This window comes from Sphingobacterium sp. UBA7038 (assembly GCF_002494055.1).
Taxonomy (GTDB): domain Bacteria; phylum Bacteroidota; class Bacteroidia; order Sphingobacteriales; family Sphingobacteriaceae; genus Sphingobacterium; species Sphingobacterium multivorum.
Genome location: NZ_DLAV01000025.1, coordinates 113,076 through 137,512, shown reverse-complemented (window position 1 = coordinate 137,512; position 24,437 = coordinate 113,076). Strand labels below are relative to the sequence as shown.

Genomic DNA, 24,437 nt, shown 5'->3' with positions numbered 1-24,437 from the left:
ATAAAATCTTTTGCTGATAAAGTGTGTATGAAAATTGGTATTTAATATATTTTTTTCGGTTTTTGATTTTTGCTTAACAAAGGCAGCTGGAATTTTAACCAGCTGCCATGTAGGTATTATTTAAATTCTTGGTAATCGATGGAGTAGAAAAAATAATTGTTTGGTGCGATTTCACGATTCATCGTTTCATTCTCATAAACATTATTCATCCTAATTTTAAAAAAGGGTTTACCTTCCTTTGAAATGATAATTGTTCGATTTGCTACAGCTAGAACTTGGTGATTTGGTTGTCCTGTATAATTCGCCCAACCAATTACATTTGGGGCGTAAGACGATTGAAGTCCTAAAAGATTATTTGAAGCAGACGTAAACTGGTCGGTAGATTTTACATCTTCAAAAGCTTTGTCAATAAAGGATAAGGTGTAGCCTTTAACATTATTTGTTATTAAATCTACATTGGAGCTTTTCGCGTTAAAAGAAACAATAAAATCGCTCGCATTTAAGCCATCATTCTCTTTAAAATCAAAATAATAGGTTTGCGCTGCAGTTGTTGTTGCTTTTCCATCTTCACCGATAGTAAATTGTTTGAAGTTACGTAGTGAATAGGTATTGCCTGTACGCTTGATTGTTCCTTGTGTATTGATCGTTTTGGAAACCTTTGTTAAATCAACAGTTTCACCGTCTTTGACCATAACCTTAGCTTGGTATTCCGGCTCGACTTGCTCCACCTTATCATCATCCTTGCTACAAGAAGTAAAACCTAAACTCAATGCCCATAGTAGTGCTGCTGTTGTAAATAATCTATTCATCTTTAATTTAATTGTGTAATTTTTCGTATTATAATGTGTTTGTATTTAAATTTTTGCTGCCATCCTGCTGTAAATAATATTTAAATGTATAGTACGGGGCAGGCCAATTGAGGTTGGTTACCGCCGCTGGATTTCCCTTATAGGCATTGATCAGCTGTAATTTGGCATATTTGCCATCGGGTAAGCGAATCGCATAGGTACGATTGGGAAGCGCCTGCATAATATGGGTGCTTAAACTATAGCGAAACCATCCATCCGAACCATCGGTTGCTGCCCAGCCAATTTTGTTGACTTCACTTTTATTAAACTCTTCATCCGAAGGGGCAACAGTGACACTCTGATAGGCTTGTCGTAGTAAAACAACAGCGGTATTATTTGCCTGGCCGCCATAACCCGGATTGTATTCATGCTGGGAATTGTTCAGATAGATCTCCGAATTGTAAGGACCTGTAAAGGCAATATCCCAATCTTTTGTTTTAAGCCACTGCGCAGAATCGGCTTTTGTTTTAACCCATATTTGCTTTTGGTCTTTAAAACGAAAAAGAAATATAAAAAATGGTCTTTGCTCTTTTCCTTCAGTACCTTCGCCCATGGCTGCATCGGTATCGCCAGCAAGATCTTTGATCAGAGTACTTTTGCCATCTTCCAATCCGATAGTATAATCTTTGTCTTTCCCGCAGGATACGAGTGTCAATAGCAATAGTGCTGAAAAAATACAACGGCCAATCTTGTGAAAGGAAAGCCAGATGCTACATTCTCCTATAATCATGCGAATCGTTCTCATCTTTTATCTTGTACTTGATGTGCTAAATTCTTGTTCATTAGTCCTTATTATTCTTTTATCCAACGGTAACTGACACCACCCATAATAACCCGTCCAGGCTGCCCGAGTAGATAACGGCTTGTAAAATTGAATAAGTTATCACCGATCAGGCGGAGGGTCAATCTCCTGTTCATTAGACTCTTTTCCACAGTCATATTCACGAGTGTGTGATAGGGAATAAAAATGTCGTATTTGTCAATAAACTGGTTGCCATTGTATTCCTGAAAAGGTGTGGCACTTCTGAAATTGACCCGCGCATTGACATTAACGCCCCAGGGTTTATATTCATATTGGGCTTTTGCGTTGAACATGTGTCTCGAACGGTCTTCAATACCCCAATAATCCGATTTTTTACTCTGGCGATATTCGCCTGTAGCGGGATCGTTGATCTGGTTATAGGGATAACTGCCCTTGGCAATACTATCCAATACACTCAGGTCTTTGGCAATCAGGTATTGATAGCCCATCGACAGTTGCAGATCTTTGGTTGCCTGATAGGTCAATGAAACTTCGAAACCTTTATTCATGGCTTTAGGCAGGTTGCGGTAGCTATAGATCTGTGCGACTTTGGTACCGTTACCTACACTAACTGTGTTGATCTGATTGTTGATCCGATGGTAGAAGACAGAGAAATCGGCCTGTAATCTCTTGGACGGGTTCCAGGTCAGTCCAAGATTATTTGAAATGCTGGTTTCGGCTTTAAGGTTGCCCGCCACCAAATTGAGCATATAGCTGTTTTTATAACTGAGTTCTCCGGCTTGATCCATGGCTGCAATTACATCGGCTACGCGTTCCGAACCGATCACAAGATAATTGGCTGCTGGATTGAAGAAGACCTGATAGCGCATTTTATAGTCGGGGGCTTTGAATCCTGCACCAACACCACCTTTGATCAAAAGTGTAGGACTGAGATGATATTGCAGGCCTAAACTCGGGCTGAGATGACCATTGTAGACATTCATCTGATCGTAGCGTAAGCCCAGCGTCGTTAATAAGCGGTCTACAGGTTTCCATTCGGTCTGCAAATAGGCGAATGCGCTGTTCAAAGAGCGTTTGGCATCCAGATCTTGGTTGTCCATCCGTTCAAGGCTACCACCTATACCGCCAGTAAGTTTAACCTGTTGTGCAGGGCTATACGCAAACTGCTGTTCAATGCGGTGTACATTCTGACCAAATTGCTCGGCGCTGGCAACAATACCTTGTTGCAACCATTGTGCGGCAATCTGGGAGTGGAAACGCGAGAAGTAGTAACGCGTCATACTACGCAGTCCAGACGCAAAATTATGGTCGTAACTTGCCGAGAGATTGATGTCCTGATCTTTTTGTTTATCCTGCAGTGTGGCCGATTCAGACCAGGCATTGATCATTTCAGATTCCCGGGCTGCATAACGCCCTGTCACGCCCAAAGTGCCATTTTTGCTTGTACGATAACGTACTCGCCCCTGGAAACTATAGTTGGTATAGGGCGGAAAAGTGGTGCTCTTGGAATCTAGGTATTGCTTGTCGGTATTAAAACCATCCGTGCGGTAGTAATTGCCCGAAAATACTGCGCTGCCGCGCTGATTAGCAAAAGGTGTCTCAGCTTCCAAAGTGGCATCGACGGTATTGAGACTGCCATAGAGGAGGGAAGCCTGTGCCTGTGGTGTGATAGCACCATGGCGTGTAATGATATTGATTGCACCACCTAATGCGTCACTGCCGTATAAGCAGGAGGAAGCTCCCTTGATGATCTCGATACGCTCAATATTGGTCACCGAAATACGGGACAGGTCAAAGTTGCCACTGTTGCGCCCCAGCATAGGTTGCCCATCGACCAGGACCATCACGTAGTTGCTGCTGAATCCCTGGATCTGCACACCGACAGCTCTGGAGCCTCCGGCGATATCGTTCACAATGGCGATACCCGTCTGTTCTTTTAAAACCTCATCTAGCCGACGGCTGCCCATAAGCTCGATCTCGCGCTTGGTGATTACTTTAACGGGCATGGCTGCATTTTCGGCCTTAACGAGATTGTCTACAGCCTGCACTTTACCCTGCACATCAACTACATCCATCTGCCGTTCTTCAGCTTTTAACACAATGGTCAATTGCTGATTTTTGTCTTCCAAATCGATAACTTGACGGTACTGTTGATAACCCATGGCCTGTACCTTTAATTCGTAGCGCCCCGCATAGAGCTGGGTGAATTGAAATCTCCCTGCAGTATCTGTTTTAAAAGCATATTTATCTGGATAAAGATAGATAGTCGCATTGGCGACGCCTTTATTGGATTCGTTTTTCAATACACCGGAGATTTTCCATTTTTCCTGTGCTTGCACAGTGTAGATCTGGCAGGCGCAAAGGGCGATCAGGGTGCTTGTTCGAATAGGTGAGCTGCTTTTAAACACTATTTTTATTTTTAATAATTCTAAATAATGTTACAAAAAAAGGTAATCCTATTGGATTTTTCTCTATGCAAAATGTCATAAATTCTATTTAATCCGTTTTTTATGGACTGAAAAGTAGTTTGGATTTAGCTATATGTTGCTGTTTATTAAAGGTTTGTCAGGCTTTTTATGTTGAGGTATGCTGTTCTAAAAGAAATAATATAATTTGTATTTAGACTGATTATTGATTTGTTTTGTACTCAAGTTGAACGGCGAGAGGTAAAACCATTCCTGGTGATCCGCTATCGCCATAGTGGAGATAAAGAATTACAATGAGTAGATTTTATGTTATTATACTGTGTTTTTTGATGCAAATCGGTGGATGGGCAAGGGCACAGCAGAGAATCATTACGTTAAACAGTTCGTTGACCGAAACGATCTATGGACTGGGAATAGGTGAGCACATGGTCGCTACCGATGTGACAAGTATATCGCCCAAAGCAGCGGCGGCCTTGCCGAGGGTAAGCAAGAACCGTTCGGTATCGGCCGAAGGTTTATTATCTTTTAAGCCAAGCATCGTTATTGCGAATGAAGGCGATGTATCCAAATCGGTCATTCAGCAGATTCGTGCGGCTGGTGTGAAATTTGTCTCCATTAAACCAAACTATTCTGTTCCGGGTGCACTTCGTTACATTCAGGAGGTCGCAGACGCCGTCGGTGAATCTGCTGCCGGTAAAAATCTGGTTTCGCGAACAAAATTAAACCTGGATCATACCATGGAATTGGTGAAAAAGGAAAATCAGGGTAAAGCGGCACCCAAAGTATTGTTTTTATATGCCCGTGGTACGGGTACCATGAGTGTAGCGGGTAAAGGCAGTAGTCTGGATGCGATGATTAATCTGGCTGGTGGTAAAAACGCGGTTCAGGAATTTTCGGCTTTCAAACCCTATACAACGGAAGCGCTGGTGCAGGCCAATCCAGATATTGTGTTGCTATTTGATTTTGGCGCAAGTAGTCTTGGGGGGCAGGATGCTATCCTTAAATTGCCGGGGATGCGTATTACGAATGCGGGTAAAAACGAACGTATCTTGGTGATGAATGCCTCGCTGCTGGTCAATTTCAGTAATCGGCTGCCAGACGCAATCTTAGCATTGCACCGTGGATTTGGAGAAATGATGGATTCAAAATAAAGCCGGTGCAAAAGAAACAGAAATTTATCCTATTGACTTTGGGCCTGGTATTGGTTGTTGTCAGTATTGTTGCCTTGGGGATGGGGGCCTATCATATTCCGCCCGCTGATATCTTAACGATGTTGACGCAAAAATTGCACTTCGGAAGTGTGGGAGGTGTGCATAATATGCACGAAGATGTTCTTTTTGAGATTCGTATGCCGCGTCTTTTGCTCGGACTTTTGGTGGGTGCAGCATTGGGTATATCGGGTGCTGCGATTCAGGGTATATTCCGCAACCCCTTAGCGGAGCCCGGATTAATTGGCATTTCATCTGGAGCTTCTCTTTTTGCGGTACTGATCATTGCCTTTGAGACTTTTCTCTTTACCTCTTTGGCTGCTTGGATTGGGTATTATATATTGGCTTTTGGCGCTTTTGTGGGCGCTGGTTTGACGGCTTTTTTGGTTTACCGTATTGCCAGTAAAAATGGCCGCCCCAATGTGACGACGATGTTGTTGGCAGGTATTGCCATCAATGCCTTTGCGGGTGCGCTGACAGGTTTGATGACCTATATGTCTACAGAGCAACAGTTACGTACCATTACTTTTTGGATGCTGGGTAGTCTTGGTGGGGCTACTTGGGATAACTTAAGGGCTTTGGCGCCATTTATTTTGATCCCGGTGCTGATCTTACCCTTTTTTGGAAAGTCGCTGAATGCCTTTTCCCTCGGGGAGTTGCAGGCGGATCTTTTGGGTATGCGTACCGATCGCGTCAAACGCTGGGTGGTTGTTTTATCCACACTTGCTGTGGGAGCATCCGTTGCGGTATCGGGGATCATTGGTTTTGTGGGATTGATTGTTCCGCATACCGTTCGTCTGATGGGCGGGGCGGATCACCGATTTGTACTTCCTGGTTCATTGTTATTGGGGGCGTTGGTGCTGACGTTGGCAGACGTGATTGCCCGGGTTGCTGTTGCACCCATTGAATTGCCGATCGGCGTCATTACAGCTTTACTGGGTACACCGGTATTTTTGTATATTTTAATCAAAGATAAATAGCCTTTTGGCAGAGGCTTTAAAAATAATTGCATTATGCTACGTGTAGAGAAGATCAACTACGAAGTAAACGGACGAAAGCTCCTGAAGGATATCACCTTTCAGGTACGTAAAGGTGAAATTCTGGCAATCCTCGGAGCCAATGGCGCTGGTAAATCGACGCTGATGGGGGTGCTTTGTGGTGAAAAGAAGCCGGATTCGGGTGCTATTCATCTCAATGGCAAGGCGCTATCGACATACGAACCTGCGGCTTTGGCGAAATGTAGGGCTTTACTGAGTCAACAGCAGCAGATGACATTGAGCTTTAAGGTAGAAGAGATCGTGCTGATGGGTCGGTATCCGCATTATAGGAATACGCCCAAACAACAGGACTATAAAATCGTGGCCGAAACCATGGAACTTTGTGGAGTATCTGCCTTTGCTGAACGGGATTTTTTGAGCCTTTCCGGCGGTGAGCAGCAGCGAGTTCATCTTGCACGTATCCTGGCGCAGATATGGGATAACCCAGATGCACTGTTGTTATTGGACGAACCTATTTCTGCATTGGATCTGCATTATCAGCAGAAAGTACTGGCCATTGCACGGGCACTTGCCCGAAAAGGATTTATGGTGGTGCTGATCGTGCATGACGTCAATTTTGCTGCCATGTATGCCGATCGAATTCTGATGCTCAAAAATGGCCGCAAGCTCTTTCATGGTACCCCAGTGGAAGTGTTGGCCCAAAAGGAGATCTATACGATCTTTTCGGTCGAGTCCAGTGTCATTATGAATCCAAGAACATTGAAACCTTATGTTCAGTTGGAGGAAATGGATATTGACTTGGATTAATCCTGTTATTTAGAAAGATTATAAATAATTTTAGAATACCATCTTATTTCGTTAATTTTAACTGCTTCAGGCTTATTTAGGATTTGTAATCATGTTGGTGAAAAGTAAAATAGTAGAGTTGGCAGATTGGCTTTTTGAAGAAGAAATTCCGGATGGCTATGTTCCCGACAAACCTTTGGTCGAAAATAGGATATCCATATCCAAAGATCCGGTCCATATGGAGAATTTCCAGCTATCGACTTCAGGATTGTTTATCTTGCATTCGAAAATGCAGTTTGATCGGCCAGTGCAGGTTCTTACGGAGATCGAGGGCGAGACCATAACCATCCAGTTTATTTTCTTTAAGCCGACGGATAGCAAATTGCCTTACGGCATGAGCCGGCATAATATACGCTACATTCCCTCGGTCAAATCCATCCATGAAGTGGAACCCGGTATTGAGTATACTTATTTTATAGCCGTTATTTCCAAAGAGTATTATCTCAATCTGATCAAACGCGATTCGTTATTGCATCAGCAATTTGTGCATGAGATCGAAAAAGGCGAATACGTTTCCTTCTCCGAAGAAGATCTGATGGCGACCTATGAGATGCAGCATACCATAACCGAGCTGATTGAATCTAAAAAGAAAGGGGAGATCCGTCGACTACATACCGAGTCGCGTGTTGTTGAGCTGCTGATGTATCAGTTTGAGCAATACAATGAGAAAACGGAAAGCAATGATTCGCTCTTTCATGAGGAGGATGTGCAAAGGTTGGAGATGGCACGCCAGATTCTTGAACAGCGTATTGCCAATCCGCCGACGCAAAAAGAACTGGCCGCGGAGGTGCTAACCAGTGAAAGCAAATTGCGTAAGGACTTTAAGGAATATTTTTCAGTGACCATTCACGACTACCTTACACGAGTGCGGATGGAAAAAGCCAAAAGTTATCTGCTCGAAGATAAAATGACTGTCTATGAGGTGGCCTTGTTGACGGGCTATGGTCACCAGAATAATTTTAGCAGTGCTTTTAAAAAATATTACGGAATCTCTCCCGGGGAGCTCAAGATGTAATATAAACTGCTGCTTGGATTAGTTTCTTCTGATCGGGAAGATATGATCGTCCGAAATAGCATAACTTTGATATTGGGAAGACAGGTCTTTGCTGTCCAATCCCGTAAAAGTACTAAAAGCGGGAAGGATAATCTGATGAGTAGATACCAGAAAACAGGGTAAGCGAACCTTCCGTTTCGGTGGAATAACCAGGCTGATACCCGGATGGATATGTCCACTAATCCGAAATGAAGAGGAATCTGCTGCATCAGCGGGGTGATGTTTAAATTGGATCTGTTGCATTTCGAAAGCTTCTTTGTGATGCACTATACCGAAGCGAATGCCCATTTGTTGCGATAGGCGGTCGTGATTGCCTTTGACAAGATGAAGGTGGAGCTCAGGGTGGCGTTGTCTGAATGATTCCAGTAAAAGTACTTCCTGATTGATGCCGGCATGAATGAGATCGCCGACAACGATGACTTGCTTAGCTTGATAGTACGCTATTAGGGATTCTAATCGAGTAAGGTCCGTTATGGCAGTATCCATCGGGATAGCAATGCCATGCTTCCTGAAATGTGCCGCTTTGCCCAGATGTAGGTCAGATAAGATTAACGTTTTTTGGTCTTTCCAGTATATAGAGCGTTGTGTGTTAAGGGCTAATTCCTGTTTATTGAAGGTAATTGTTTGTTCTCCGATTTTCATTTTCTGCGCTTCTTTTTTTGAGCATTGGTCTTTTCCATGCGTTGAATCCGTTCAATCAAGGCTTCGCTCGACAGGGATTGCCGGAGGCTATCCACTTTTATCGGAAAGCTCAATGGCGTATACTCTTCGACAAAGGTATAACGTATTTTGCTCTGATTGATCCTTTCGAATGCGTTTATTAACCGATGTTCTTCCAGTTGCTGGTTGAACACTTCGGTAAAAGCCTGTTTGAGCAAAAGGTTAGTGGGATCGTGTTCCATCAGTACGCGGAAAATAATCCCTGATGAGGCCTGTAATGATTTGTTGTTTTGCTGGGTGCCCGGATAGTTCTGCACAACCAGTCCCGAGATGACAGCGATATCCCTAAATTTGCGGCTGGCCATTTCTGCCGAGTTAATACTACTGATCACATCTTCCATCAAATTGCTGCGGCTCAATACCTGTTCGAGCTGCATTTGACTGAGCTGAATTTGCTTATCGGAATAGAGTTCGAAGCCATAGTCGTTCATGGCCATGGAAAAGCTGATGGGGTACAACTTGCTAATGCGGTAGGCGACAAGCGCTGCCATGACTTCATGGATCAATCGGCCTTCCAAGGGGTAGAAAAATAGATGATGACCTTCTCTGGTTTTGATATGTTCGACGAGGAATTCCGCTTCACTTGGCACGGCTGAAAGTTCAGCCTGTTTTTTGATCAGTGGCGCCAGGAAATGAAGCTCTTTTTCACTGGAAGGAGCGCTGGCTGCTGCAGCCAATTTTTTTCTCAGGAAATGACTCAAGTTGGACGATAAGGGAAGTCTTCCACCGAGCCAGCTTGGAGTAATGGCTTTACCCGACGAATTTCTTACGAATACGGTCATTTCCTTGACCATCGCTACTTCGAGTATCCGCCCCGCAAGGATAAAGCGTTCACCTTTTTTTAGTTTGCTAATAAAATATTCTTCGATCATGCCGATGTAACCACCGGAGAGAAACTTCACGCGCATCATGGCATCACCGACAATGGCACCTATATTGAGTCTGTGAAGTAGTGCAAGACGACGGTTTTTGATGATCCATTTGCCATCTTCATCTTGGATAACCTTGTGAAATTCTTCGTAGCGTTTTCCAATTTTTCCACCCGCGGTAATAAAATACATACACCATTGCCATTCTTCCGTTTCCATGTAGTGAAAGGCATGGGTATTGGCGACGATTGCATGCAGTTCTTCCGAACGAAATCCACCGCCCAAGGCGATGGTTACCATGAATTGAACAAGCACATCGAAGGTCTGAACCATGGGATCCCGGTTTTCGATCGTCTGCGTTTTTACGGCCTCCTTCAAGGCGGCGACCTCGATGAGCTCCAGGGAATGTGTGGGGACGAAATAGATCGTGGACGTTTCAAATGGACTATGTCCACTTCTTCCAGCGCGTTGCATAAATCGAGCTACACCTTTACTGGAGCCAACCTGTATGACTATATCTACAGGTTTGAAATCTACCCCTAAGTCCAAGGAGGAGGTTGACACGACCGCTTTAAGTTTGCCGCTGCTGAGATTGTCTTCGATCCATTCGCGGATATGGGCGTCAATGGAGCTGTGATGCAAGGCGATTTGTCCAGCAAAATCGGGGTGAGCCTGCAGCAGCAATTGGTACCACATCTCACTTTGGCTCCGTGTGTTGGTAAAGAGGATCGTACTTTTACTGGCAAGTATAATCGGGACGACCTGATCTACGAGGTTGCCGCCGAGATGCCCTGCCCAGGGAAGCAGTTCCACTGTGCTGGGGAATATCGGTTTGATGGCAATTTTCTTTTTCTCCTTGGCAACAATCTGGATACGTTTTGCAGCTTGTGGAAGCAAAACTTCCATCGCTTCTTCAAGGTTTCCGATGGTGGCTGTGATACCCCAAACGCGTAGGTTTTTTATATATGCTTTCAGAAAGGAAAGTGCCAGTTCGACCATTACGCCGCGTTTGTTGCCCATGAGCTCGTGCCACTCGTCAACCGTCACACATCGGAGATTTTTAAAATATTTATCGCGTTGTTTTTGAGCAAGCAGTAAGTGCAGGCTTTCTGGAGTAACGAGTAAAACGTCAGGCATGGAGCGGGTTTGCTGCGCTTTGATCTTGGGATCGGTGTCACCATTACGCACCTGTACGATCCAGTCGAGTCCAATTTCGTCTATTGCTGTTTGCATGGCCCGCGCCAGATCTTTGGCCAAAGAGCGTAGGGGTGTAATCCAAAGGAGCTTTAGCCCCTTTTGATAGTGTTCCGGATGATTGAGGAAGTCCATCAGTACGGCCATAAAAAGGGAAAAAGTCTTCCCAAACCCTGTAGGCGCGATGACCAGCCCGCTATATCCTTGCGCATATTTTTCCCAGGCCTTGGTCTGGAAGCTAAAAGGGGCGTTTCCCTGCGATTTAAAATAATCACTGATTATTCGAAAACCGTCACTATATGCTATTTTTTCGTTCAATGTGTATGAAGCTATGCCTTATTGTATCAACTTTTTAATATCTTCAAGACTATCGATCTCTGCGGCGGTCTTGTCTTTTCGCCAGCGTAATATCCTCGGAAAACGTAGCGCGACACCCGATTTATGACGTTTGCTGTATCCAATGCCTTCAAAGGCAATTTCAAAAACTAGTTCAGGTTTAACGGTTCTTACGGGGCCGAATTTCTCTAAAGAATTTTGTTTTACAAAGCGGCTAACTTCTAGAATTTCCTTGTCTGTAAGACCTGAATAGGCTTTTGCGATCGTTACAAGCTGATCGTCATCCTTTACGGCAAAAGTATAATCGGTATAATGGGCACTTCGGCGGCCACTTCCTTTCTGTGCATAAATGAGGACAGCGTCTATACTCATGGGGTTTACCTTCCATTTCCACCAGTCGCCTTTTTTGCGGCCGGCATGATAAGCGGAGTCCTTTTTCTTGAGCATAAGTCCTTCGCTGTTGACCTCGCGCGAGTTTGCCTGAATGTCTTGTAGCGCGGACCAATCTGCTGCATGTATCAAAGGTGACAGCTCTAAAGCACCTGGAGGATTTGCAGCATAACACTGTTCTAGCAGTGTACGTCTGTAATTAAGAGGCTTATCGCGCAGATCGATGCCATCCAGTTCGACAATATCATAAAGGTAGACTGAAATAGGTACTTCTTCACGCAGTGACTTTGGAATGGTCTTTCGGTTGATTCGTTTTTGCAGTTCGGAAAAGTTGAGGACACCGCCGTCTCTGACAGCTAGGATTTCGCCATCAAGCACAAAATTTCCTTTCCACTGATGGAGGGCCTCGGTAATTTCAGGGAACTGCCCTGTCACGAGTTCCTCTCCGCGAGACCAGATATGTATTTCATCTTCGCGCTTGATGAGCTGGCCACGTATACCGTCCCATTTGTATTCTGCCTGCCATTCGTTGAGAGAGCCTAGGTCTTCGGGGGCCTTTTCTAAAGGATAAGCAAGGCAGAATGGATAAGGTTTGGAGCGGTTGGTATCGCTGTAAGCGCCATTGACGAGTTTGTCGAATTCTACCGCATGCGGATTCCATTCGCCCATGATACTATGCGCTACAGCGCTTGCTTCACTGTTGGTATACTGCGCGATTGTATTGATTAATCCCTTATCGGAAACACCTAACCTGAAGCTGCCGCCGAGCAGTTTATTGAAAATGAAACGCTCTACGGTATTTAGTGCATTCCAGGAACGGAGAACAAAAGCCTTTTTTTGGGCTATACTGTCATCCCGGATGGCAATGATCTCGTCCATCCATTCACTCAGGCTTTTTTCGATCTGCTGTGATGGTGGTGGGAGCAGCAACGATAAGGTCTCGGCCAGATCACCTACGGCAGCATACGATTCTATAAATAACCATTCGGGGACTCCGGTGATTTCTAAGGCCCATGTTTTGAGATTCTTGATCGCGATGCTGCGTTTTGGTCTTTTGCCGGTCATCAGGGCAAGAAACCAAAGTTTGTCTTTTTCGGGAGCCTGGTTGAAAAAAGTTAAAATAGCTTCTTTTTTCGAATTGGTCTTATTGCTGCTGTCAAGCGCATGGATCAATGTAGCAAATTCTTTCATAGGCTATTCTGTAGTTTGGCTTTGAGGGTCCTCTTCATCTCCGTATTGCGTTTTAACTTCTTCGGCCTCAATACCGATTTCATTCAGATATTTGGCAAATGTTGCTGTCTGTCCGTGTGTGACATATACTTTTTCGGCAGCGCTACCACGTACCGCCTGCAATAAGCCCTGCCAGTCGGCATGATCGCTGATCGCAAAGCCGGCATCAGCGCTGCGCCATCGCCGTGCCCCACGGATTTGCATCCATCCGGAGCAGATCGCATGGGCAACATGCGGTATTTTCTGTAGAAGCTGGCTGTCCAGCAGAGCAGGCGGTAGCAGCACAATTTGATTGTCAAGCTGTTTGAGCTCCGATTTTAAATCGGCGATGCGGTAATTTGGCAATTTTATACCTGCCTGACTATAGGCTTCGTTCAGCTTGGCAATGCTGTAATGAACGTACACGGGACCCATCTCATGAACAGCGTTGAGAATGCGCTGCGATTTTCCAAGGGAATAACCGATAAACACAGAGGTTTTGTTGTTGCTCTGATTGGTTTTAATCCATGTCTGTAGGCTTTCATTTTGCGCTTCTACGGAATCCCAACGGTAAATAGGGAGGCCGAATGTACTTTCTGTAATAAGTTGATGGCACTTTATGGGTTCGAACGGCGTAGATAAACCATCGTCCTGAATCTTGTAATCGCCCGTAAAGACGACAACTTTACCTTTATGTTCCAGGCGTATCTGTGCAGAGCCAATGATATGGCCAGCTGGATGTAAGGAGACCCTGACTCCATTGATGTACACCGCTTCGTTGTAGCTAAGACCTTGAACCTGAATGTCTGGACCTATGCGACTTCGTAGGATATTGACCGTAAAATGGTGGCATAAGTATTTCTTCATTCCCCAATGGGCATGATCTGCGTGACCATGGGAGATGACTGCCAAATCAACTGGTTGCCATGGATCAAGATAAAACTTGCCCGGAACACAGTAAATACCTTTTGATGTAAAACTTATCATTATTCATTAAAACAGGGTTTCGTGGGCTAAAGTTTTACTTATTTGCTGTCTTTTCAATTTACTGTTGTCTTTGCGTATTAATGTTGGGGGTATTCAGTTAATTTTTTTAGATTTGTTAACCTTGATGCTAAGTTTTAATACACTATGATATTAATTGTCGATGATAATCCGGATAATATTTACTCTTTACAAAAATTGCTGGAATCCAAGAATTTTAAAGTTGATACCGCTCATTCTGGGGAAGAAGCTTTAAAAAAGATCCTAAAAAATAATTATGCATTAATCATATTGGATGTTCAAATGCCGGATATGGACGGCTTTGAAGTCGCCGAGAATATCGCCGGTTTTAGTAAGACAAAGGAAACACCGATCATATTTTTGTCTGCGGTCAATACAGATAAAAAATTTATTACGAAAGGCTATGATTCCGGTGGTTTGGATTATGTCACCAAACCTGTTGATCCGGATATTCTAATGCTGAAAGTCAAGACGTTTTATCGCCTTTATGAGCAGACGCAGGCATTGAAAGATGTTCAGCAGACCTTGGAGCTTGAAGTAGAACGACGAAAGCAGGCACAAAAGGAGCTTCGGTCTAAGTTGGACTATTTACATACGCTTTTGGAGTCGCTTCCTCAAATTGCATTTACTTGTGACAAGAGCGGCAATATTGATTTTGTCAATGGCCGCTGGTTTGAATTTTCTGATGATGCCACTATTTTTCCGCAGACTTACCCGGGTGACCGGCCTATCGCTGCCGCGCTTCACGGTAGCCTTCAGTCAGGTGAACCATTGGAGATGGAAGTCCGTTTGAAAAAGACCCATTGTGGAGAGTATTCATACCAATTGTTGCGGGTGTGGCCAATCTTGCAAAATAGTGAAAGCAACTGGATAGGAACTTTCACCGATATTGACGCACAAAAGCGGGCGGAAAAAGAGAAAGATGAGTTTCTGAGTATTGCCAGTCATGAGTTGAAAACACCGTTGACAAGTATAAAGGCCTATATGCAATTGCTTGACCGCAAGTTGAAACTGGAAGAGGAAAGTGCTGAAGCAAGGTATGTTCATCGGGTGCAAGGACAAATAGATAAACTCAACAGCCTTATATCGGATCTTTTGGATCTATCAAAAATTGACAATGGGAAGTTGCTTATCAATAAAAAAGTATTCTCACTTGAGCATATGGTAAAAAGTGCGGTTGATTCCATTATTCAGACGCATGACCAAAGCAGCATGAAGCTTATTCGAACCGGTGATATCACAGCGGTACAAATATACGGTGATGAGATCCGTCTTGAGCAGGTATTGGTTAATTTCTTGACGAATGCATACAAATATGCGGCGGGCACGGAAAAAGTCATTGTAGATTGTACGGTTGTCGACGATGCTGTGAAGATCAGTGTAATCGACTTCGGCATTGGGATACCCGTGGAAAAGCAAGCCGATGTTTTTGAGAAATTTTATCGTGTGGAAGAAACATCATTTGACTTTCAGGGACTCGGGATAGGCCTTTACATCTGCGCCGAAATTATACGAAGCCATCAGGGAACGATTGGTGTAGAGAGTTCGGGTGAGCGTGGTGCAACCTTCTATTTTACCTTACCCTTAAATTAATTTAAGAATGCCAAATAGTAAGACAATCAATAATCTAACGTGGGGGATCGGTTTTTCATTGGTCGTGCTGCTTATTAGTTCTACAGCATCCTACATTGGTATACAGGAGCAAAATAGGCATCGCCAGGAGCTTGCGGTAACAAGAAAAATAATCAGCACTTCAACTAGTTTACTAGCTTCGTTACAAGGTGCTGAAACTGGAAACCGGGGCTTTCTTCTGACTGGTAAAGAAAGCTATTTAGAGCCTTTTAATAATGCCTTGGAAAGTTTGCCCAAAGAATTGCAGGAGATAGAAGCCCTCACCAAGCAGGATCCGGTGCAGAAGGTTCGAGTAGACAGTCTAGTAATTGCAGCAAAATGGCGGCTCGACATTTTAAAGGAATCAGTTGCAACGAAGAGAAGGGGCGGCGTATTCGGCTTAGCACAATTGGATGAGAGTAAAATGGCTATGGATAAGTGCCGTGCAATTATCAAGGATATTAATCAGTATGAGGACGATAATATCGATAGGAAATCGGCTAATTTGGATAATTCTTCGTTTATCACAACCTTGTTTATTGTTATCAGTGCCTTACTTTCTCTTATTATTACCAGCTATTTTTATTTTAGGTTACGTGCCGACTTCTTGAAGCGTGCAGCACTCGAGAAATCATTACGTGAGAAGGATGAAGGTATTTCTAGGCGCTTAAATTTGGTTCAGAAGATTACCAATCGAATCGCATTGGGGGATTATGATGTCAAGGCAGAGGAGGTCGGAGACGATGATCTCGGTGAAATTGCGAAAGCCGTCAATAGGATGTCGAAGGCGTTGAAAAAATCATTTGAACAGCTAACAGATAATGATTGGCTTCATGCTGGATATGCCAAACTTTACACTGGATTGATGGGAAATAAGAGTGAGCAAACAATTGCTGCAGATTCCATCAAAAGTCTTGTGGATTATACCGGTGCTATCAGTGGCGCGATCTATATTTTTAACGATGACAAGTTGGAACTTTCAGGAGCATATGGTTTGGATACGCAGACACAGCGATATTTTTTGCCGGGAGAAGGCTATATTGGGCAGGTATTTGTTGACCGGGAATCTAAGACACTTCATAATCTGAATGCAACGGATTACGTGGTTAGTTTTGCCAATGGAAAGATCCATGTGCAGCATATTATTTTCTTACCGATGCTGGTTGATGATCAAGTCCTGGGCGTATTGGAAGTTGGTCAGATGGATAGTTTTACTACGGTAGAACAGACATTTTTGAATGAATGTGCCCGACAGATTGGGATTGCACTAGTTTCAGCAAAAGGAAGGGCAAAAATCCAGACATTGCTGGAGGAAACACAGGTACAGTCTGAAGAGCTATTAACACAACATGCCGAGCTTGAAAGTTTAAATACTGAATTGGAGGCGCAAACATTGCGTTTGCAGTCTTCAGAGGAAGAGCTTAAAGTACAACATGAGGAACTGATGCAATCCAATCAAGAATTAGAGGAACGCTCGCGATTGCTTGAAGATAAGAACTTAATGATTGCCGAACGGAATCAGGAAATTCAACAGAAAGCCGAAGAGTTGGCGTTGAGTACTAAATATAAATCCGAGTTTTTGGCTAATATGTCCCATGAACTCCGTACACCGCTCAACTCGATATTACTGCTATCGCGTTTGCTATCGGAGAATGTAGAGGAAAACTTAAATTCAGATCAGATTGAATCTGCTAAAGTCATTCTAAGTTCGGGAACGAGTTTATTGACGTTGATCGATGAGATTCTGGATCTTTCCAAAATTGAATCGGGTAAGATGACCTTGGATTATGCCTCGTTGGATCTAAATGATATTTTGTCGGATTTGAATAGTTTGTTTTTGCCGATTGTACAGGAAAAAGGCTTGATTCTAAAAACGAATATCAGTGATAAGGTAAACCAGAGATTTCAGGGAGATCGGCTTCGCATCGATCAGGTACTCCGTAATTTGATTTCAAATGCGATAAAATTTACCAAAGAAGGCGAAGTACGTCTGGAAATCTATGAAGATCCAAGTGATCGCGATCGATTGGTATTTGCTGTAGTCGATTCGGGTATTGGTATACCACTTGAAAAGCAGAAAATTATTTTTGAAGCCTTCCAACAAGCTGATGGCTCAACGAGGCGGAAGTTTGGCGGTACTGGCCTAGGACTTTCTATTAGCCGGGAGATTGCACGTTTGCTTGGTGGAGAGATCAGGTTGGAAAGCGAAGTGGGTAAAGGTAGTACCTTTTTGTTCATTATTCCGAAGTCCAAAGTTGAAGTCAAAGAGATATTGACGAAGGAGCAGCAATTGGTTGAGGAGATATCTTCGGAAGTAGAAGAGGTGATTGAGATTGTTAAAGAAGATACCTATAATCCAGTCACAATTAGGATCCCCGAGGAGATTCCAGATGATCGAGATACGGTTGCAGAGGGAGACAAGGTGATTTTGATTGTGGAGGATGATGTTAATTTTGCCAAGGCACTCTTGAAATATACACATACACAAAACTATAAAGGTGTAGTTGTTGTTCGTGGTGATCATGCACTCCCTGCAGCACAGAAGTATCATCCAGTTGCTATTCTGCTCGATATTCAATTGCCAATCATGGACGGATGGGCTGTCATGGATCAATTGAAGGGCAATAAGGCTACGCGGCACATTCCGGTTCATATCATGTCTTCGCTTGAGGTGAAGAAAGAAAGTTTATTAAAAGGAGCAATCGACTTTATTAATAAGCCTGTTGCGTTGGAGCAAATGACTTCGGTATTCCAAAAAATTGAATCGGCCTTAAGCCGTTCACCGAAGAAGGTACTTATTGTTGAAGAAAATCCAAAGCATGCCAGTGCACTGTCTTATTTCTTAAGTAGTTTTAATATATCACTTGAAGTAAAAGATAATGTAGAGGAAAGTATTACTGCTTTACGCACGGCAGATGTGGACTGTGTGATTCTGGACATGGGGGTTCCTGATGAAATGGGCTACCATACGTTAGAAGCAATCAAACAACATGAGGGATTAGAGAACCTGCCGATCATTATCTTTACAGGCAAGAACCTGTCTAAGGCTGAAGAGTTGAAAATTAAGAAATACGCAGACTCCGTTGTTGTAAAGACGGCCCATTCTTATCAACGGATTCTAGATGAGGTCGGCTTGTTTCTTCATTTGATTGAGGTTAATAATTCAGACGACGCCAGAAGGAATAACAATGGGCTTGGAGCTTTGACCGATGTATTGAAGGGCAAGAAGGTCCTTGTTGCTGACGATGACGTCAGGAACATCTTTTCAATAACCAAAGCATTGGAGAAATTTCAAGTAAAAGTAATTCCTGCAATGGACGGTAAAGAAGCGTTGGAAGTATTGACATCAGGAGAACCTATTGATATTGTATTGATGGATATGATGATGCCAGAGATGGATGGCTATGAGACTATTAAGAATATCAGGCAACATGTTGATTATGCAAGATTACCAATCATCGCTGTTACGGCGAAGTCGATGATCGGCGACCGAGAAAAATGTATTCAGGCAGGAGCTTCGGATTATATCTCGAAGCCGGTAGATATCGATCAGCTCTTGTCTTTATTGCGTGTGTGGTTATATGAAAATTGAGGACAACTGATATATGGATCAGAATAAGGTAATATTAATTGTGGACGACGATCAACGCAATATTTTTGCATTGCGTTTGACGTTGAAAGCGAAGGGATATCAAGTATTGAGCAGCACGAGTGCGAGCGAGGCTATCGAGATCTTGGAGACGAATAAAGGTGTAGCGCTGATATTGATGGATATGATGATGCCTGAAATCGATGGCTATGAGGCGATTCAGCTGATCCGCAATTCGAGTTTGCTGGGCAAAATTCCAGTTATTGCCGTGACAGCGCAAGCGATGAGTGGAGACCGGGAGAAATGCTTGGAAGCTGGAGCCCAGTCGTATGTCTCGAAGCCGATTGATGTCGATAAATTGATGGGTGAAATTGAACGGTTAATCTAAATGTTGGGCTATAGTATCATAAAAGACCATGAAATAGATATTTTGCTTGAAGATATCTATCGCGACTACGGGTATGATTTTTTGCAGTATAGCCGTGCATCGATGAAGCGGAGGATTAATCGGCTTATGACGAATGACCGTTTGGCAAGTTTTGCTGAACTTCGTTTTGTATTAAAAGACAACCCGGCATTTTTGCAGCATTTTGTTGAAGAGATTACTGTTAACTTGACCGAGATGTTTCGAGATCCCTTATTCTTTCGTCAACTGCGGGAGGAAATTCTCCCTCAATTGGGGACATATCCATTGATCCGTGTATGGGTTGCAGGATGCTCCACGGGAGAGGAAGCTTATTCGATGTCCATTTTGCTAAAAGAGGCTAATCTGTATCACAAGTCATTGATCTATGCAACGGATATTAATCCTCGGGTACTCGATATTGCCCGAAATGGTGTATATCCATTGAGCCAGATAAAATCTTTTTCCGAAAATTATATAGAATCTGGAGGAAAACAGGACTTTTCGAAATATTACACAGCAAATTATGAATGGGCAAAATTCGATGCCGATCTTAAGCAAAAAATGATTTTATCTACCCATAATCTGGTGTCAGACACATCATTTAATAGCTTTCAATTAATCCTTTGTCGGAATGTTTTGATCTATTTTAATAAAGATTTGCAGGAGCGTGTTTTTAAATTATTTGACGCGAGTCTAGAAAATTTAGGATATTTGGCATTAGGTAGTAAAGAAACCATACGATTTTCAGGTATTCAGCATAACTTTACAGCTGTAGGGGATCAAAAGATTTGGAAAAAACTTTATACCTTATAGGGGATTGCAGGAAGGCATGAAAGTTTTGTGCCTCATGTAAAACAATGACGGTATATATAAACTATTTTATATGAGTAAAACAAAAACGGTGTTGATATTTGAGGACGATACCATTATTTTGGAGGTTATAACGGTTGTTTTGACAGATTTGGGGTTTCACGTTGAAGTTTCCGAAACTTCACATGATATTATCCAAAAGGTGGAATCTGCAGAGCCCGATCTTGTTTTAATGGATAACTGGATTCCAAACATCGGTGGGGTTGAAGCAACCAGATTGCTTAAATCAGATCAGCGTTTTAGCCATATTCCCGTAATTTACGTGTCGGCAAATAACGATATTCAATCCCTGGCAGATCGTGCCGGAGCGGATGATTTTCTATCTAAACCTTTTGATTTGGAAGATTTGGAAAATATTGTCAATAAATATATTGTATAGATCAATTTAAGGTTAGACTTAAAGGCTGCAAATCTCAGATTCTCGCAGGTTAGTTTAGTCGATGGAAGTATGCTGGTCTATGCCAGCATCAATTAGCTTTTGATCTATTATGTATTTGGTAAAAATGTATCGGTGATCTGACTACCAGGTATTTAGACCTTCCTGTAAAATAGTGTTATAGGTCTCCACGTTGAATTTATAGAGATCAGGAGCTTTATGGGCTCCGCCTTTCCGCTGTTCGTCAAGTTTTTGGAGGATACCCATATTTTTCATTTTACGATAAAAATTGCCACGATTAAGTTTCTTACCAAGCACTGTTTCATAGAGTCCTTGCAGGTCCGTCAGCGTAAACTTGTCTTGTAGCAAATTGTATCCTATTGGTTTATAAGAAAGCCGCTCGCGAAGAGTCCGGAGAGCCTTGTTGATGATTTTGCGATGATCCATGGTGATATTGAGCTCAGTGATGTCCCTAAAGTCGATCCACTGACAAGTCTCACTTAAGGAATCAGGTTGAGGAATTACGTGTTTGTAGTTTACCAGCGCGTAATAACCAATTGAAATAAATCGCTGTTTGTTCCACAATGTGTCTGGGTAATCTGCAAAGGATTGCTGGCTGCGCTGTGGGCATCCAAATACCGCAAATTCTTCCAAGAATATATCCTTCACACCTGAGCGTTCATAAAGTACGCGTTTGACCGCCTCGTCCGTATCTTCCTCTTTCCCTACATAGCCACCTGGCAGAAACCATTCTTTATTATAATTCATTTTTAGCAAAAGGATTCTCAAGGAACCTTGGTCGAAGCCAAAGACGACGGTATCCACAGAAATGTGAGGTAGAAATTTTTCATAGCTCTCTGCTGATGCGTTAATTAGCTGTGTTCTGAAATCCATATAACTGCTGTTTTTGGGTTAATATTACAAAAAAATATCGCAATGGGAGGTAAGTTGCCGGATAAAACTCGAACAATTCCTTATGCAAAAATTACATAAGGTGCTTTTTTGATAAATCAATTTACTGGTAATTAATTGTTTGTGTTATTTTGTTGATTTTATTTTGTAATTGAACAAAAAGATTGTACACTTGTATTGCTTCATTATGAAGCAATGTAAATAACTGATTATAACGTGTTAAGCCAAATGTTTTTTTAGCCGTGAGGCGAATGTTTGACTACGAACTCATGTATTAAACGAACAGATTTTATGAATGTAAGAAACCTAATATTCGCTTCATCTTTCAGTCTATTTTTAAGTTTTTCAGCACAAGGCCAGGTTTATCAAAAGATTGAGAATCAGTATGGCCCTGTTTTGGGGTATTCAACAGCTTCGGGCGTGAAGATCCTAAGTATTGCTGGAAATAAATTTAAGGATCTCAATCGAAATGGAAAATTAGACCGTTATGAAGATTGGCGTTTGACAGCAGAGGAGCGAGCTAAAGATCTCGCCTCAAAATTGTCTGTTGATCAGATTGCTGGGCTTATGTTGTATAGCAGGCATCAAGCTTTACCGGCACCGGCCTTTGGATTTATGGGAGGCACTTATCAAGGAAAAAACTATCAGGAAGGTCTAGTTTCACCTTGGGCTCTGACCGATCAGCAGCGTGAGTTTCTGGAGAAAGATGGGCTGAGGCATGTCCTGTTGACAGCAGTGAAAGATCCGGAGACCGCTGCCCGTTGGAATAATGAGTTGCAAGGTTTTGTGGAAGGCTTGGGATGGGGGATTCCGGCGAATAATAGTTCCGACCCACGTCATAATGCTGTTGTCAGTGCAGAGTTCAACGCTGGGGCAGGGGGGCAAATTTCAATGTGGCCGGATGGGCTTGCGATGGCGGCGACATTCGATCCAGCTATCGTCAAACGTTTTGGGCAAGTAGCGGCTTCGGAATATCGATCCTTGGGCATCACGACGGCATTATCACCACAGATAGATTTGGGTACCGAACCGCGTTGGTATCGTATCGGTATGACTTTTGGAGAGAGTCCCGAGTTGACAACAGCGATGGCTAGAGCTTATATCGATGGTTTTCAGACATCGAGTGGAAAAGACGAAATTGCCTTAGGCTGGGGGTATAAGAGTGTTAATGCTATGGTGAAACATTGGCCCAGTGGAGGGCCTGAGGAAGGTGGTCGGGATGGCCATTGGGCTATTGGAAAGTTTGCGGTATATCCAGGTGATAATCTGAAGCAACATATTATGCCATTTGTCAATGGAGCTTTTCAGTTGACAGGAAAGACGAGCAAAGCTGCCGCAGTTATGCCCTATTATACGATTTCTTTTGGTCAAGACGAGAAGAATGGTGAAAATGTGGGAAATGGTTATAGCAAATATTTGCTTACCGACTTGTTGCGCGGCACCTACGGTTATGATGGTGTGATCTGTTCGGACTGGTTGATTACGGGAGATGAAGCGCCTAAACCAGATGGATTTGCAGGTAAACCCTGGGGGGTAGAACAGCTGTCGGTGGCAGAGCGTCATTATAAAGCATTGATGGCAGGCATAGATCAATTTGGTGGCAATAACGATAAGGCTCCTGTTTTGATAGCCTATGAACTGGGCGTGAAAGAGCACGGACAGAAATTTATGAGACAACGATTTGAAGCTTCTGCCAGAAGGCTTCTGTTAAATATTTTCCGGGTAGGACTCTTTGAAAATCCATATTTGGATGTCGAGGAAAGTCGCGCCACTGTCGGTAATCCGCTCCATATGAAGGAGGGCTACGACGCACAGGTAAAGTCCATTATTTTACTAAAGAATAGTGATCAGCAATTGCCTATTCTTGGACGGAAGAAAGTTTATGTTCCGAAGATGTATAGTGCAGCAATGAAAGATTGGTGGGGAAACTATGCACAGGCACGATTGGAATACCCTGTCAACATTGATCTCTTGCGAAAATATGCCGATGTAACCGATAACCCTAGTGAAGCTGACCTTGCAATCGTGTTTGTACAGAGCCCGATCAGTGCAGAAGGTGGGTATAGCGCAAGGGATCGCAGGAATGGTGGAAATGGCTATGTTCCGATTTCCTTGCAGTATGGCACTTATACAGCCTCAGATGCACGAGCGGAGAGTATTGCCGCAGGTGATCCTATAATCGATCCATCGATTAAGAATAGGTCTTATAAGAATAAAATGGTGACTGCTGCGAATGTGATGGATCTTCAAACGATATTGGATACGAAGGATATGATGATGGGGAAACCTATTTTGGTGTCTGTGACAGCAAACAAGCCCATGGTATTTGCCGAGTTTGAAAAGGAGGTATCAGGTATTATCCTAAATTTTGGTGTATCAACACAGGCTGTATTGGATGTTATGTTTGGAAAGTACGAACCTTCCGGTCTATTGCCTGTTCAAATGCCCGCAAACATGGCTACAGTTGAGAAACAAGCTGAGGACGTGCCTTTTGACATGGAAGTCTATGTTGATCAAGCAGGACACGCCTACGATTTTGGTTATGGTTTAAACTGGTCGGGAGTCATTAAAGATAAACGCGTAGGAGAGTTTGTGAGGAAATAATAGGGGCAATTTAAAAATGAGAAGGGGAGATAGGTTCAAGCTTGCGTATGTATCGTGGATATTTTGAATTTGATGTATAAAAAAAGCTCCTTTGTGTCATACAAAGGAGCTTTTAAGTACGCCAATCAGGATTCGAACTTGTTGTAACGGTTTGTTTTAAATACCGCTTTATACTGAAAAATAGCGAAAATATAAAAAAGTTT

General features: G+C 43.1%; 18 protein-coding genes. 10 read left to right on the top strand and 8 right to left on the bottom strand.

Annotation, left to right across the window (positions count from 1 at the left end):
* Positions 1-116: 116 nt before the first annotated feature.
* The 3 genes from B3H30_RS17410 to B3H30_RS17400 are packed head-to-tail and all read right to left on the bottom strand — an operon-like array spanning position 117 to position 4,019.
* Positions 117-809, bottom strand: a complete 693-nt coding sequence (locus B3H30_RS17410; protein WP_286775390.1) for a hypothetical protein — start codon at positions 807-809, stop codon at positions 117-119.
* 28 nt (positions 810-837) lie between these two features.
* Complete coding sequence (locus tag B3H30_RS17405) at positions 838-1,593, bottom strand: HmuY family protein (RefSeq protein WP_286775391.1); 756 nt, start codon at positions 1,591-1,593, stop codon at positions 838-840.
* 47 nt (positions 1,594-1,640) lie between these two features.
* On the bottom strand, positions 1,641-4,019 hold the full coding sequence (locus tag B3H30_RS17400; RefSeq protein ID WP_286775392.1) for a TonB-dependent receptor: 2,379 nt from the start codon (positions 4,017-4,019) through the stop codon (positions 1,641-1,643).
* Positions 4,020-4,330: 311 nt separating this feature from the next.
* Between B3H30_RS17400 and B3H30_RS17395 the strand changes: the two genes are divergently transcribed.
* The 4 genes from B3H30_RS17395 to B3H30_RS17380 all read left to right on the top strand — a co-directional run bounded on the left by B3H30_RS17395 (position 4,331) and on the right by B3H30_RS17380 (position 8,104).
* Positions 4,331-5,188: a heme/hemin ABC transporter substrate-binding protein gene (locus B3H30_RS17395; protein WP_286775393.1), complete on the top strand. Its 858-nt coding sequence runs from the start codon at positions 4,331-4,333 to the stop codon at positions 5,186-5,188.
* Between the two features lie 5 nt (positions 5,189-5,193).
* On the top strand, positions 5,194-6,225 hold the full coding sequence (locus B3H30_RS17390) for a FecCD family ABC transporter permease (protein ID WP_286727594.1): 1,032 nt from the start codon (positions 5,194-5,196) through the stop codon (positions 6,223-6,225).
* Between the two features lie 33 nt (positions 6,226-6,258).
* Entirely contained in the window at positions 6,259-7,050 is a 792-nt protein-coding gene (locus B3H30_RS17385; protein WP_286775394.1) for a heme ABC transporter ATP-binding protein, read from the top strand.
* 91 nt (positions 7,051-7,141) lie between these two features.
* On the top strand, positions 7,142-8,104 hold the full coding sequence (locus B3H30_RS17380; RefSeq protein WP_286834733.1) for a helix-turn-helix transcriptional regulator: 963 nt from the start codon (positions 7,142-7,144) through the stop codon (positions 8,102-8,104).
* 18 nt (positions 8,105-8,122) lie between these two features.
* Here B3H30_RS17380 and pdeM read toward each other — a convergent pair whose 3' ends face one another.
* Genes pdeM through B3H30_RS17360 form a run of 4 tightly spaced genes read right to left on the bottom strand, consistent with a single transcriptional unit; the run spans position 8,123 to position 13,848 of the window.
* Positions 8,123-8,785, bottom strand: coding sequence for a ligase-associated DNA damage response endonuclease PdeM (pdeM, locus tag B3H30_RS17375; RefSeq protein WP_286727592.1), 663 nt, complete (start codon positions 8,783-8,785; stop codon positions 8,123-8,125).
* Positions 8,782-11,244, bottom strand: a complete 2,463-nt coding sequence (locus B3H30_RS17370; RefSeq protein ID WP_286775395.1) for a ligase-associated DNA damage response DEXH box helicase — start codon at positions 11,242-11,244, stop codon at positions 8,782-8,784. The genes pdeM and B3H30_RS17370 overlap by 4 nt, the downstream gene beginning before the upstream one ends.
* Positions 11,245-11,262: 18 nt before the next feature.
* The gene (locus B3H30_RS17365; protein ID WP_286775396.1) at positions 11,263-12,843 is read right to left on the bottom strand and encodes an ATP-dependent DNA ligase; all 1,581 of its coding nucleotides are present in this window, start codon (positions 12,841-12,843) and stop codon (positions 11,263-11,265) included.
* 3 nt (positions 12,844-12,846) lie between these two features.
* Positions 12,847-13,848 (bottom strand): ligase-associated DNA damage response exonuclease, encoded by a 1,002-nt coding sequence (locus B3H30_RS17360; protein ID WP_115048484.1) that lies wholly within the window; start codon positions 13,846-13,848, stop codon positions 12,847-12,849.
* 144 nt (positions 13,849-13,992) lie between these two features.
* On the opposite strand from B3H30_RS17360, the gene B3H30_RS17355 reads away from it, so the two are divergent.
* The 5 genes from B3H30_RS17355 (at position 13,993) to B3H30_RS17335 (ending at position 20,721) form a co-directional block, all read left to right on the top strand.
* Positions 13,993-15,459 (top strand): response regulator, encoded by a 1,467-nt coding sequence (locus tag B3H30_RS17355; protein WP_070566465.1) that lies wholly within the window; start codon positions 13,993-13,995, stop codon positions 15,457-15,459.
* Positions 15,460-15,466: 7 nt separating this feature from the next.
* Complete coding sequence (locus B3H30_RS17350) at positions 15,467-19,069, top strand: response regulator (RefSeq protein ID WP_286775397.1); 3,603 nt, start codon at positions 15,467-15,469, stop codon at positions 19,067-19,069.
* Positions 19,070-19,082: 13 nt separating this feature from the next.
* A complete protein-coding gene (locus B3H30_RS17345) occupies positions 19,083-19,454 on the top strand; it encodes a response regulator (RefSeq protein WP_046676428.1) in 372 nt (123 codons plus the stop codon).
* Complete coding sequence (locus B3H30_RS17340) at positions 19,455-20,285, top strand: CheR family methyltransferase (RefSeq protein ID WP_070566461.1); 831 nt, start codon at positions 19,455-19,457, stop codon at positions 20,283-20,285.
* A 70-nt stretch (positions 20,286-20,355) separates the two neighbouring features.
* On the top strand, positions 20,356-20,721 hold the full coding sequence (locus tag B3H30_RS17335) for a response regulator (RefSeq protein WP_070566459.1): 366 nt from the start codon (positions 20,356-20,358) through the stop codon (positions 20,719-20,721).
* 141 nt (positions 20,722-20,862) lie between these two features.
* On the opposite strand, the gene B3H30_RS17330 is transcribed toward B3H30_RS17335, so the two are convergent.
* Positions 20,863-21,612 (bottom strand): NUDIX hydrolase, encoded by a 750-nt coding sequence (locus B3H30_RS17330; protein ID WP_070566457.1) that lies wholly within the window; start codon positions 21,610-21,612, stop codon positions 20,863-20,865.
* A 309-nt stretch (positions 21,613-21,921) separates the two neighbouring features.
* On the opposite strand from B3H30_RS17330, the gene B3H30_RS17325 reads away from it, so the two are divergent.
* On the top strand, positions 21,922-24,234 hold the full coding sequence (locus B3H30_RS17325; protein ID WP_286777051.1) for a glycoside hydrolase family 3 protein: 2,313 nt from the start codon (positions 21,922-21,924) through the stop codon (positions 24,232-24,234).
* Positions 24,235-24,437: the final 203 nt, after the last annotated feature.

Excerpts from the sequence above, each read along its gene's own strand:
- B3H30_RS17410 (WP_286775390.1), bottom strand. The coding sequence starts at position 809 with ATGAATAGATTATTTACAACAGCAGCACTACTATGGGCATTGAGTTTA.
- B3H30_RS17405 (WP_286775391.1), bottom strand. The coding sequence starts at position 1,593 with ATGAGAACGATTCGCATGATTATAGGAGAATGTAGCATCTGGCTTTCC.
- B3H30_RS17395 (WP_286775393.1), top strand. The coding sequence starts at position 4,331 with ATGAGTAGATTTTATGTTATTATACTGTGTTTTTTGATGCAAATCGGT.
- B3H30_RS17385 (WP_286775394.1), top strand. The coding sequence starts at position 6,259 with ATGCTACGTGTAGAGAAGATCAACTACGAAGTAAACGGACGAAAGCTC.
- B3H30_RS17380 (WP_286834733.1), top strand. The coding sequence starts at position 7,142 with ATGTTGGTGAAAAGTAAAATAGTAGAGTTGGCAGATTGGCTTTTTGAA.
- pdeM (WP_286727592.1), bottom strand. The coding sequence starts at position 8,785 with ATGAAAATCGGAGAACAAACAATTACCTTCAATAAACAGGAATTAGCC.
- B3H30_RS17365 (WP_286775396.1), bottom strand. The coding sequence starts at position 12,843 with ATGAAAGAATTTGCTACATTGATCCATGCGCTTGACAGCAGCAATAAG.
- B3H30_RS17360 (WP_115048484.1), bottom strand. The coding sequence starts at position 13,848 with ATGATAAGTTTTACATCAAAAGGTATTTACTGTGTTCCGGGCAAGTTT.
- B3H30_RS17355 (WP_070566465.1), top strand. The coding sequence starts at position 13,993 with ATGATATTAATTGTCGATGATAATCCGGATAATATTTACTCTTTACAA.
- B3H30_RS17350 (WP_286775397.1), top strand. The coding sequence starts at position 15,467 with ATGCCAAATAGTAAGACAATCAATAATCTAACGTGGGGGATCGGTTTT.
- B3H30_RS17345 (WP_046676428.1), top strand. The coding sequence starts at position 19,083 with ATGGATCAGAATAAGGTAATATTAATTGTGGACGACGATCAACGCAAT.
- B3H30_RS17340 (WP_070566461.1), top strand. The coding sequence starts at position 19,455 with ATGTTGGGCTATAGTATCATAAAAGACCATGAAATAGATATTTTGCTT.
- B3H30_RS17335 (WP_070566459.1), top strand. The coding sequence starts at position 20,356 with ATGAGTAAAACAAAAACGGTGTTGATATTTGAGGACGATACCATTATT.
- B3H30_RS17330 (WP_070566457.1), bottom strand. The coding sequence starts at position 21,612 with ATGGATTTCAGAACACAGCTAATTAACGCATCAGCAGAGAGCTATGAA.
- B3H30_RS17325 (WP_286777051.1), top strand. The coding sequence starts at position 21,922 with ATGAATGTAAGAAACCTAATATTCGCTTCATCTTTCAGTCTATTTTTA.